General features: G+C 56.1%; 10 protein-coding genes and 1 pseudogene. 7 read left to right on the top strand and 4 right to left on the bottom strand.

Translation table 11 applies throughout. The features are described 5' to 3' along the window. The first annotated feature begins 298 nt into the window (after positions 1 to 298). On the top strand, positions 299 to 1,705 hold the full coding sequence (gene phoA, locus RTM06_RS21055; protein WP_312184593.1) for an alkaline phosphatase: 1,407 nt from the start codon (positions 299 to 301) through the stop codon (positions 1,703 to 1,705). A 43-nt stretch (positions 1,706 to 1,748) separates the two neighbouring features. Here phoA and gap read toward each other — a convergent pair whose 3' ends face one another. Both gap and RTM06_RS21045 read right to left on the bottom strand, forming a co-directional pair. After that, positions 1,749 to 2,759 (bottom strand): type I glyceraldehyde-3-phosphate dehydrogenase, encoded by a 1,011-nt coding sequence (gene gap / locus RTM06_RS21050; RefSeq protein WP_312184592.1) that lies wholly within the window; start codon positions 2,757 to 2,759, stop codon positions 1,749 to 1,751. 78 nt (positions 2,760 to 2,837) lie between these two features. Further along, on the bottom strand, positions 2,838 to 3,818 hold the full coding sequence (locus tag RTM06_RS21045; RefSeq protein ID WP_312184591.1) for a GlxA family transcriptional regulator: 981 nt from the start codon (positions 3,816 to 3,818) through the stop codon (positions 2,838 to 2,840). Positions 3,819 to 4,013: 195 nt separating this feature from the next. Between RTM06_RS21045 and RTM06_RS21040 the strand changes: the two genes are divergently transcribed. The 4 genes and pseudogenes from RTM06_RS21040 to RTM06_RS21025 all read left to right on the top strand — a co-directional run bounded on the left by RTM06_RS21040 (position 4,014) and on the right by RTM06_RS21025 (position 7,465). Further along, complete coding sequence (locus tag RTM06_RS21040; protein WP_312184590.1) at positions 4,014 to 5,225, top strand: multidrug effflux MFS transporter; 1,212 nt, start codon at positions 4,014 to 4,016, stop codon at positions 5,223 to 5,225. An 18-nt stretch (positions 5,226 to 5,243) separates the two neighbouring features. Next, entirely contained in the window at positions 5,244 to 5,888 is a 645-nt protein-coding gene (locus RTM06_RS21035; protein WP_312184589.1) for a carboxymuconolactone decarboxylase family protein, read from the top strand. Positions 5,889 to 6,160: 272 nt separating this feature from the next. Continuing rightward, positions 6,161 to 6,991: pseudogene (locus RTM06_RS21030) on the top strand (alpha/beta fold hydrolase); the annotation flags it as partial. Between the two features lie 195 nt (positions 6,992 to 7,186). Then, complete coding sequence (locus tag RTM06_RS21025; RefSeq protein ID WP_312184588.1) at positions 7,187 to 7,465, top strand: hypothetical protein; 279 nt, start codon at positions 7,187 to 7,189, stop codon at positions 7,463 to 7,465. 43 nt (positions 7,466 to 7,508) lie between these two features. Here RTM06_RS21025 and RTM06_RS21020 read toward each other — a convergent pair whose 3' ends face one another. Further along, positions 7,509 to 7,718: a CsbD family protein gene (locus RTM06_RS21020; RefSeq protein ID WP_008107582.1), complete on the bottom strand. Its 210-nt coding sequence runs from the start codon at positions 7,716 to 7,718 to the stop codon at positions 7,509 to 7,511. Positions 7,719 to 8,003: 285 nt separating this feature from the next. Here RTM06_RS21020 and RTM06_RS21015 point away from each other — a divergent pair, with 285 nt between their 5' ends. Together RTM06_RS21015 and RTM06_RS21010 are read left to right on the top strand one after the other, a co-directional pair. After that, positions 8,004 to 8,633: a TetR/AcrR family transcriptional regulator gene (locus RTM06_RS21015; RefSeq protein WP_312184587.1), complete on the top strand. Its 630-nt coding sequence runs from the start codon at positions 8,004 to 8,006 to the stop codon at positions 8,631 to 8,633. Between the two features lie 61 nt (positions 8,634 to 8,694). After that, on the top strand, positions 8,695 to 8,898 hold the full coding sequence (locus tag RTM06_RS21010; protein WP_101764092.1) for a hypothetical protein: 204 nt from the start codon (positions 8,695 to 8,697) through the stop codon (positions 8,896 to 8,898). Between the two features lie 74 nt (positions 8,899 to 8,972). On the opposite strand, the gene RTM06_RS21005 is transcribed toward RTM06_RS21010, so the two are convergent. Next, positions 8,973 to 10,286, bottom strand: a complete 1,314-nt coding sequence (locus RTM06_RS21005) for an MFS transporter (RefSeq protein ID WP_312184586.1) — start codon at positions 10,284 to 10,286, stop codon at positions 8,973 to 8,975. Between the last annotated feature and the right edge of the window lie 171 nt (positions 10,287 to 10,457).

Below are 10,457 nucleotides of genomic sequence, written 5' to 3'. Positions count from 1 at the left end.
TTGCCGTATACACACTTTCCAGGCGTGCTCCTTCAGCCACTCGGACACCTCACCACATTTTTTTGTCAACCGCGCTGGGTCAACGGGGCGCTACTATAGGGAGATCGCTGAAAAGGGTCAAGTGCTATTTTCTCCTTTTGTTCTATTCGCTTAAGCTCTGAGCGTATTGCCGTTAGCCTGCTCATCATGGTGATTCTGTCATCAAATCATTCCCTTTCTGTCACAAAAATGTCACCGCACTGTCGCAGACTTGTCCGCGGAAACATTTGGTTATATCTATGGATAAGGATGCTTATAAATGAAACAGATACCTCTCTTTACGGTTACGCTGCTGGCTTCGCTGATCGCGACATCAGCAGTGGCAGAAGATGCGCAATATTCCCGCGCCGCTTCTGGCGATTTCACTGAGCACGGCGGCGCGCGTCGTCTCACTGGCGACCAGACTGAAGCGCTGAAAGCTTCACTAATCAATAGCACCGCGAAAAACGTGATTCTGCTGATTGGTGACGGCATGGGAGATTCGGAAATCACCGCCGCGCGTAATCAGGCGCGTGGTGCAGGCGGTTTCTTCCCCGGTCTTGATGCGTTGCCGCTTACCGGTCAATACACGCACTATTCATTAGACAAGAAAACCCACAAGCCAAATTACGTGACGGATTCCGCCGCCTCGGCCACCGCGTGGGCCACCGGCACCAAATCCTATAACGGCGCGATTGGCGTCGACGTGAACGGCAAAGATCAGGTAACGATTCTTGAGCTGGCGAAAGCCGCCGGTAAAGCCACCGGCAACGTCTCCACCGCTGAGCTGCAGGACGCCACGCCAGCAGCGTTAATCGCCCACGTCACCTCGCGCAAATGCTACGGCCCGGAGAAAACCAGCGAGCTGTGCCCAACCAATGCGCTGGAGCAGGGCGGTAAAGGCTCGATTACCGAGCAGATGCTGAAAACCCGTGCGGACGTTACGTTAGGCGGCGGCGCGAAATCCTTCGGCGAAACCGCCAAAGCTGGCGAGTATCAGGGCAAAACCCTGCGCGAACAGGCACAGGCGCTGGGCTATCAATGGATTGATAATCTGGATGGCATGAACGCCATTCAGCAGGCAGATCAGAATAAACCGGTGCTTGGCCTGTTCGCCGACGGCAATATGCCAGTTCGCTGGCAGGGACCGAAAGCCAGCTATCATGGCAACATTGATAAGCCGGTAGTGACCTGCGAAGTGAATAAAGAGCGTCCAGCTTCGGTACCAACGCTGGCGCAGATGACCAAAAAAGCTATCGATCTGTTGAGCACTAATGAGAAAGGCTTCTTCCTGCAGGTAGAAGGCGCGTCGATTGATAAGCAAGATCATGCGGCTAATCCATGCGGTCAGATTGGTGAAACCGTCGATCTGGATGAAGCGGTGCAGCAGGCGCTGGCATTTGCGCGCGAGCACGGCGACACGCTGGTGGTGGTGACCGCCGATCACGCGCACAGCAGCCAGATCGTGGAAAACGGCACCAAAGCGCCGGGCCTGACGCAGGCGGTGAACACCAAAGATGGTGCGGTGATGACCATCAGCTATGGCAATTCAGAAGAGGATTCGCAGGAGCACACTGGTTCGCAAGTGCGTATTGCGGCATATGGCCCGCATGCGGCCAACGTGGTCGGCTTGACCGATCAGACTGATCTGTTCTTTACCCTGAAGGATGCGATTGGATTGAAGTAACGGAGTTATGGGTGAAAAGGTCGCCATTAATGGCGACCCTACCTTACAACCCGCGTTGTGCCATCAACCGTGCTAAATCCACCAAACGATTCGAGAAACCCCATTCGTTATCGTACCAGGCAAGGATCTTCACCAGATTACCGCCAATCACCAGCGTCGAAAGCCCATCAATAATCGATGAACGGGCATCGCCCTGATAATCGCTCGATACCAGCGGCTCGTCGCTGTATCCGAGAATCCCCTTCAGCGGACCGTCTGCCGCCGCCGCTTTAAAAGCGTCGTTCACCTCTTCTGCTGTCACATCGCGTTTCAGCGTCACGGTTAAATCCACAATCGAAACCACCGGCACCGGCACGCGCAGGGAATAGCCGGTCAATCGACCATCCAGCTCCGGAATCACCCGACCGAGCGCCTTCGCCGCACCGCTTGAGTAAGGAACAATCGACAGCGCTGCCGCCCGCGCACCACGCAGATCTTTCTCTGGCTGGTCGTGCAGTACCTGGCTGTTGGTATAAGCATGCGTGGTGTTCATTAAACCGTGCTCAATACCAAACGCCTGATGCAGCACCGCCGCCGCTGTCGCTAAGCCGTTGGTGGTGCAGCTGCCGTTACTCACCACAAAGTGCTGCTGCGGATCGTAACGCTGATCGTTGACGCCCAACACAATTGTCAGGTCATCGTTCTTGCCCGGCGCGGAGATAATCACGCGTTTCGCGCCACCGCTGGTGATGTGCACGGCGGCTTTGTCACGTTCGGTGAAGAAGCCGGTGGCTTCAATCACGATATCCACGCCGACATCGCGCCAGCGAATATTCGCCGGATCGCGCTCGCTGAACACGCGCACTGCTTTGCCATCAATGCGCAATTCGCCTTCGCCGGCTTCCACTTCTGCCGGCAGCCTGCCGAGCAGGGAATCGTGTTTCAACAGATGCGCGAGGGTTTTACTGTCGGTGAGGTCGTTGATGGCGACGATTTCAATATCATCGCTGCCCAGCGCTGCGCGAAAAACGTTACGTCCGATACGGCCAAAGCCGTTGATGCCGATCTTAGTCATGATTGACTCCTTTTCCGAGGATGCTGGAGTCACTCTAAGCCGATGGTGTGATGGCGTAAACGCCAAAAAAGGATCACTTTACGCCAATTTTCTGCAGTGAAAGCGTTGGCGATATTCGCCCGGCGTGAGATGCAGTTGGCGCTCAAAACTGCGACGTAAATTGATGCTGCTGCCAAAGCCGGTATGTTGTGCGATGCGATCCAGCGTGTCGTTGCTTTGCTCCAGCTTTTCACGCGCGGCGGCGAGGCGCGCTTCGGCCACATAGCGCGCGGGCGGCGCACCGATTTCTCGGGTAAACACGCGGGTGAAGTTGCGCGGGCTCATGGCAACGCGTTCCGCCAGCTTCTCCACCGACAGATCGTCAGCGAGGTTGGCGCGGATCCAGCGCTGCAATTCACCAATCGGGCCAATGGCGCTCGGGCTTTGCAGATGAAACCGGCTGAACTGCATCTGTCCGCCGGGACGACGCAAATACATCACCATATCCTGCGCAATGTCGCGCGCCACGCTAAAGCCGAAATCCTCTTCCACCAGCGCCAGTGTCAGGTCAAAGCCCGAGCTGACGCCGCCGGAGGTCCAGATCGGTCCGTCCTGAATAAACAGCGGACCGCCTTCCACCTGAATGCCCGGATAGCGTGATTGTAAGGTATCGAGTAAGCGCCAGTGCGTGGTGGCACGGCGGCCATCCAGCAAGCCGGATTCCGCCAGTAGCATCGCGCCGCCACACACCGACACTACGCGGCGCGCATGCGGAGCCGCCAGCTTAATGAAATCGACCACCATATTGCCTTCTTCCGCGCTGTCGCCGCGTCCGGTGATCATGATGGTGTCCCACGCACTGCGCGGATCGAGATCGGCCAGTTTGAGGTCGGCTAATAGATTGAGGCCGGATTGGCCGTGGATCACCTGATGCGATTGAGTGGTGGCGAGGCTGACGCGATAGCGTTGCTGGTCAACGCCAACCGGAAGATGCTGGTTGGCGCGCATCAGGATGTCGGCGATACCTGCCGCTTCGAACAGCATGCCGCCGTCGGGCACAATAATCAGAAAGGTTTTCATGGCGTGAAATGGTCATTTTGACGAAATAAGCCAGAGTGTCTCATGAGGCAGGGATTAACGCCATGTACAACCGATCGCCATTTATGACGACCTCGTATTAATGAATCAACCTCATAGACCCAATACTATTTCAGGCCATTATCTTCACAATACCATCCGCTAACATGGACGAATTCGATCTCTCTGGAATTCAACATGGATCACGCCTCAACGCGTACGCAATCCTTCACCGTCAAATCGCGCGGTTTGCCGTTTATTCTCATTTTAAGTGCGTTGATGGCGATCACCTCGCTATCCACGGATATCTATCTGCCCGCCATGCCGATCATGGCGCGCGAGCTGCACGGCGATGCGGAACTCACCATCACCGGATTTCTCATTGGCTTCTGTATTGCCCAGCTGATTTGGGGGCCGTTGAGCGATCACTTCGGCCGTAAAACGCCGCTGTTTATTGGCCTGACACTGTTTGTCATCGGCTCAGTGGGTTGTGCGCTCTCCACTGACATCACCCACATCGTGTTCTGGCGTGTGTTCCAGGCTTTAGGCGCTTGTACCGGACCGATGCTGGCGCGCGCCATGATTCGCGATCTGTTTGCTCGCTCGCGTGCTGCGCAGATGCTCTCGACGCTGATGGTAATTATGGCGATTGCGCCAATTGCCGGGCCGCTGTTGGGCGGGCAGATGATCCGCGTGACATCCTGGCATGCCATCTTCTGGCTTTTAGCGGCTATCGGCGGCGTGATGCTGATGTTGATCTGCTGGTTGCCGGAAACCTTGCCGCCGGAGAAACGGGTGAAAGCCTCGCTGCCAGGCGCGTTTCGCAACTATTTCGCACTGCTGAAAAATCGCCATTTCATGCGGTTTACCCTGTGCGTGGCGTGCTATTACGTTGCGGCCTATGCCTTTATTACCGGCTCGCCTTTTGTCTACATCTCTTACTTCGGCATTGATGCGCAGCACTATGGCTGGCTGTTTGCGGTCAACGTGGTGGGTTTGATGGCGGTGAGCATGGTCAACCGACGTTTAGTGCATCGCTATCCGCTTGAGTCGCTGCTGAAGTGTGCGGTGTTAACCGCCACCGTGGCGGCGCTGATCCTCGCGCTCTGCAGCAAACTGCAGTTCGGCGGCATCGTGATGATCATTCTCTCGGTGTTCGTATTCTTCTCGATGAACGGCATCATCGCCGCCACTTCAACTGCGGCAGCGATGGATGCGGTGCCGAATATGGCGGGTTCCGCCTCGGCGCTGATTGGCTCGCTGCAATACGGCAGCGGCATCATCTCATCGTTGATGCTGGCGCTGTTAAGCGACGGCACGCCGTGGACCATGGGCTGGATTATCGCGCTGTTTACCGTGGCGAGTGCGGTCATGGCGATCACCGCCACCACGGCAAAGTCGCACCACTGAAACGAGGAAAACCTTCATATGAATACATCAACAATGCAGCCCGAGACGCTCTCGGCACGTCAACAAGCCATTCCGCTGATGGCGGCGTTTATGGCAACCAGCAATATGGAAATGCTGGATGGCGCACTTAAACAGGGGCTGGACGCCGGATTGACGGTAAACGAAGCCAAAGAGATCCTGGTGCAGCTGTATGCCTATACCGGTTTCCCGCGTAGTCTCAATGCGCTGAGCGCGCTGATGAAAGTCACGGAAGCGCGCAAGCAGCGCGGTATCAGGGATGAAGTGGGCAAAGAGCCGGTGCAGCCGGTTCCGGTGGGCGATGCGCTGCGTCAGCTGGGCACCGATAACCAGACCAAAATTTCTGGCGCACCGGTGCAAGGACCACTTTTCGACTTCGCACCGGTGATCAACCAGTTCCTGCAAACCCATCTGTTTGGCGATATTTTTGCCCGTGACAACCTTGACTGGCAAAGCCGCGAGCTGGCGACAGTCGGCGCATTGGCCGCCACGCCGGGCGCAGAATCGCAGCTGCTGTCACATACGCGCGCCAGCTTGCGCGTAGGGATCACGCGCGGCCAGTTGCAGCAGCTGGCGAACCTGTTGCGTGCCAATGGGGAAATTGCGGCGGCGGAACGCGCGGAATGCGCATTGCTGGCAATCTAGGTTAGCTGTTGATTAGAGAGGAAAGATTGTTGAAAAATACGCTTAAAATCTGGAGCATCTGTCTGCTGGCGACCAGCTTTATCGCCGCCGCACAGGCGGAACCTTTAGTGATTCAGGAACAAGGTAGTTTTGCGGCGGGCGGCACGGTGATAACCGCGCCAGGGCAGTTCGATGCCAAAAAGCCGCTGGATGCCGCAGGCCAGACTAATCATGGCGATCACGCGGCGGTATTTTATCAAACTCCACCGCATGCGCATAAATATCCCATCGTGATGCTGCACGGCGCCGGGCAGTTTTCCCGCACCTGGGAAAGCACGCCGGATGGCCGCGAAGGCTTCCAGAACCTCTTTCTGCGGCGCGGATTTGCCACCTATCTGGTTGATCAGCCGCGTCGCGGTAGCGCCGGTCGCAGTACGGTGGAGAGCACGCTAACGCCGAAACCGGATGAGCAGCTGTGGTTCAATCAGTTCCGCCTCGGCGTGTGGCCCACCTTCTTCAAAGGCGTGCAGTTCTCACAGGACAAAGAGGCGCTGAACCAATACTTCCGCCAGATGACGCCCAATACCGGGCCGTTTGACGTCAATGTGATTTCGGATGCGCTCTCCGCCGTGGTCGATAAAAGCGGTCCCGCTATTCTGTTTACCCATTCGCAGGGCGGCGGACCTGGCTGGTACACCGCGATGAAAAACAGCAAGGTCAAAGCGATCGTCGCCTTTGAACCGGGCAGCGGCTTTGTGTTTCCAGAAAATGAATTACCGCCAGCGATGCCCAGCGCGTTCGATACGCTGAAGGGTGAACCGGTGGCGCTGGATAAGTTTATGGCGCTGACCAAAATTCCTATTCTGATCTTCTATGGCGATAACATCCCGGATAAACCCAGCGCCATGCCAGCGCAGGACAGCTGGCGCGTAAGGCTGGCAATGGCGCGCCAGTGGCGAGATGTGGTGAATAAACACGGTGGCGATGTGCAGGTGATTCACCAGCCGTACGGCGATGTGCACGGCGCGTGGCGGGCGATGGAAGAGTTGCAGCAGGCAGGCAAGATCAAAGCGATTGGCGTCAGCAACTTCCAGCCGGATCGTCTGGCGGATCTCATCGCCTTCTTCTCGCACCGCGATCCCGCGATGGTGGAGTGGCTGACAGGCCGCAAACTCGACGTGTAATGTCTGGCGCTTCATGTCGATGCATTTTCGATTGCATCGACATTTTTTTATATTTGACGTTTTTTTCTCAGTGGGTATGCTCAGCCACGTCAGGATCCTCCGGCCAGGATTGGTTTAGACGGTTACAGAGAGCCCATGAAAAACAGTAATGATAAACAGCTATGCGACATTGCGATTGGTGATGCCGTGCTTGAATTATTTAATCAGGATGCACCGGTCTCGCGCACCACGCTACTCGCGCAATTAGAGAAGATGATTCATGCCGGTGATACGGCGGAAGATGTGCGGGTTGCCCGACTGGCTTTACAGTTGGTCAAGAGCAGCAGCACAGCCGACAACGCTGACAAATCTGAAGAAAACGTGATGAGCTTTAGGGCTAAGAACGTCGCGGCGGATGATTCAACGCAGCACTGATGGTTGCATGCCGGACACGGGTTGTCCGGCATAACGTCAGGATTTACCAGTGGAACTTATTCGAATCTTCCCACTCTTTGACTTCTTTCTCCGCACGGTCTTTTTCATAACCGTAGCGTTCCTGGATTTTACCGACCAGCTGATCGCGTTTTCCCTCGACCACGGTCATATCATCATCAGTCAGGTCGCCCCATTTTTCCTTCACTTTACCTTTGAACTGCTTCCAGTTGCCGCTAATACGATCTTCGTTCATGTCGAACTCCCTGGTTAGTGGTTAATGTGTGCTCCCCTTTGCTGGCCTGATGCCAGCGGGTGAATTAATCCTGGCACAGGATTTGCGATTTGCCTGGCAGGGCTGTGAGCTAACTCGAAGATTTGAAATTGCGTGAGGTGGAGCGGTGATAAAGTCAGGCTTTACAAGCTAACTCATTGCTCTATAAGGCGTTACGTCTACCTGTCTATACAAACAATGGTTTGTTGCGATATAGTAACCACCGATAAGACATTTCCGTCAACTTTTGGAAACCCGCATTACCCAATGCCATCCGCTATGAGCAAAACGCCAACCACCGACATGAAAAACAGAGAGCGTGGCCGCCCAAGAGAGTTCGATATCGAACAGGCTCTGGATAAAGCCATGATTGTTTTTCGGCAAAAGGGGTTTCATGCCGCTTCACTGAATGATTTGGGCGAGGCGATGGGGCTGACGGCGGGCAGCATTTATAAGGCTTTCAAAGATAAGCGCAGCCTGTTTCTGCTGGTGTTTGAACGCTACCTTTCGGTGCGTAACGCCGATCTGCGTCAGCGTCTGGCGCAGTTCACCACGGGCCGTGAGAAGCTCAGCGAGTTACTGCAGTTTTACCTCGATTCCGCGCGGGCGGTGGAAGGTCGCACCGGCTGTTTAGTGGTGGGCAGCGCGGTGGAGCTACAGGTGCTGGATGACGATCTCTCGCAACTGGTCAGTGAAGCGGTCATACGCAATAAAAACTTCCTCGCCTCGTTACTCAAACAGGGCCAGGAAGATGGATCGGTCACGCCCAATCTGGATGTCGATACCGCCGCCGGATTGATTCTCTGTATCGCCTTTGGCATGCGCGTTGTGGGCAAGATCACGGATGTAAAAGATGAACCTGAGACCATCAAGTTAGTAATGAAGCTGCTGGACTAAAATTTGTCTAATTAGGAGGCGGATACTTCCTAAATAAGCGAAGCGTAAAGCCGGAGGGCAAGTGAAAGACGAAGATTCAGATATTACGGAAGAGATTCGCGCATTGGTGGGAAGGGTGGTGACACGTATCCTTCGTCCTGATGAAGCGCTTACCGTTCAGGAACTTATTGGCGCGTTGTATCGCCTGAGTTTGCGTTCCACTGATAGCAAAACCAAAGTTGCCTGCGAGAAAGCCATTCGTATCCTGGCGAAAAAACTGCACTAATAAGGTCGCGCGTGCCGCGCCTTGTTGTTCCCCTCTGCTGAAGTCTGGCAATCCCTCGCCAAACACCTCTCTGATTAAAGCGGGCGATGCGCGGTCTCTTTCGCCTTCCACAGCGCAAATAGCGTGATCAGTAATGCCAGGCTGACATACAGCGATACCCACAGCGTGCTGCCCATCTCTTTGTACAAGGTTGTAATGATCAAGGGCGCAAAGCCGCCGCCGATGATGCCCGCCAGCGTGTAAGCCAGTGACGATCCGGCGTAGCGTACGTGGCTGGGGAACTGTTCGGTGACAAACGCCGCCTGCGGTCCATACATCACCGCGTGAATCAGCAAGCCGCCAATCACCGCCAGCACGATCAGCACCGGCTGTGAGCTATCCAGCAGCACAAAGAATACAAACGACCAGACAATGGCCAGCAGCGCACCGGCAATGTAAACCGGGCGACGGCCGAGTTTGTCGGAGAGCGCGCCAAACATCGGTACCGTGATCGCATTGCCGATCGCACCGAGCATGGTGGCCATCAACGCCAGCGGACGCGGCAGCTGCAGCACAGTGGTGACGTAAGTGAGAGTGAATACCACCACCAGCGCATACAGCACGTCAGAGCCAATGCGTGAACCGCCCGCGATCAGCAGCTCGCGCGGATAGCGCACAAACACCTCTTTCAGCGGCGTATGGGTGGTTTTCTCCGCCTGCTGCATCGCGACAAAGGTCGGTGTCTCTTCCACGCCGCGACGCAGCCATAAACCAAACATCACCAGCAGCAGACTCAGCAGGAACGGAATGCGCCAACCCCACTCCTGAAACTGCTCGCCGCTCAAGGCCACCGTCACCAGCGTGATAAATCCGGTGCCAATCAAGGTCCCGCACGATGGCCCCACCTGCGCAAACGAGGCGTTACGGCCACGCTTGTTGGCATCGCCATGCTCCATCGACAGCAACACCGCACCGGCCCATTCGCCGCCTAATGCAATGCCCTGAACAAAGCGCAAGGCCACCAACAGCACCGGACTCCAGATGCCCCATACCGCATAGCCGGGCAGCAGGCCCATCAGCGCGGTGGTGACGCCCATAATCACTAATGTGGTGATCAATACCGCTTTACGCCCGGCGACATCGCCGAGATGACCAAAGATAAAGCCGCCCACCGGACGGGAGATGTAGCCGACCGCATAGGTGGAAAACGCCAGAATAGTGCCGACCAGCGGATCGAAGCTGGGGAAAAATACGTGGTTAAACACCAGCGCCGCCATGATGTTGTAGACCGTGAAGTCATACCACTCCAGCGCGGTTCCGATGGAGCTGGCCGCCGCGAGGCGACCGGTTTTGCTGTGGCTGGCGCGCGCGCCGGAAGCGTGCGGCAACGTTGAGTCGGTATTAGCCATGAGCCATCTCCTGTTTGGTTAACTGCCAGCTGAGGGAGTAGAGCTGTACATCCGCGTTAAGCGCCTGCGCGGCGTCGGCGGCGAGGGTTTTACACACCTGCGCGTCGCGGCAGATCAGCAGCAGCATCGGATGCATCGGTCGCGTTGCGCTGGTTTCACGTGGCAGCGGCG

It is taken from the genome of Pantoea sp. CTOTU46764, assembly GCF_031974595.1.
Classification (GTDB): Bacteria; Pseudomonadota; Gammaproteobacteria; order Enterobacterales; family Enterobacteriaceae; genus Pantoea; species Pantoea trifolii.
The sequence above is the reverse complement of the archived record's forward strand: the minus strand, read 5'-3'. Positions and strand labels throughout refer to the sequence as shown.

Bases quoted from the DNA above. Each gene is read 5' to 3' on its own strand.
- RTM06_RS21020 (WP_008107582.1), bottom strand. From the start codon at position 7,718: ATGAACGAAGATCGTATTAGCGGCAACTGGAAGCAGTTCAAAGGTAAA.
- phoA (WP_312184593.1), top strand. From the start codon at position 299: ATGAAACAGATACCTCTCTTTACGGTTACGCTGCTGGCTTCGCTGATC.
- RTM06_RS21005 (WP_312184586.1), bottom strand. From the start codon at position 10,286: ATGGCTAATACCGACTCAACGTTGCCGCACGCTTCCGGCGCGCGCGCC.
- RTM06_RS21040 (WP_312184590.1), top strand. From the start codon at position 4,014: ATGGATCACGCCTCAACGCGTACGCAATCCTTCACCGTCAAATCGCGC.
- RTM06_RS21025 (WP_312184588.1), top strand. From the start codon at position 7,187: ATGAAAAACAGTAATGATAAACAGCTATGCGACATTGCGATTGGTGAT.
- gap (WP_312184592.1), bottom strand. From the start codon at position 2,759: ATGACTAAGATCGGCATCAACGGCTTTGGCCGTATCGGACGTAACGTT.
- RTM06_RS21015 (WP_312184587.1), top strand. From the start codon at position 8,004: ATGCCATCCGCTATGAGCAAAACGCCAACCACCGACATGAAAAACAGA.
- RTM06_RS21035 (WP_312184589.1), top strand. From the start codon at position 5,244: ATGAATACATCAACAATGCAGCCCGAGACGCTCTCGGCACGTCAACAA.
- RTM06_RS21045 (WP_312184591.1), bottom strand. From the start codon at position 3,818: ATGAAAACCTTTCTGATTATTGTGCCCGACGGCGGCATGCTGTTCGAA.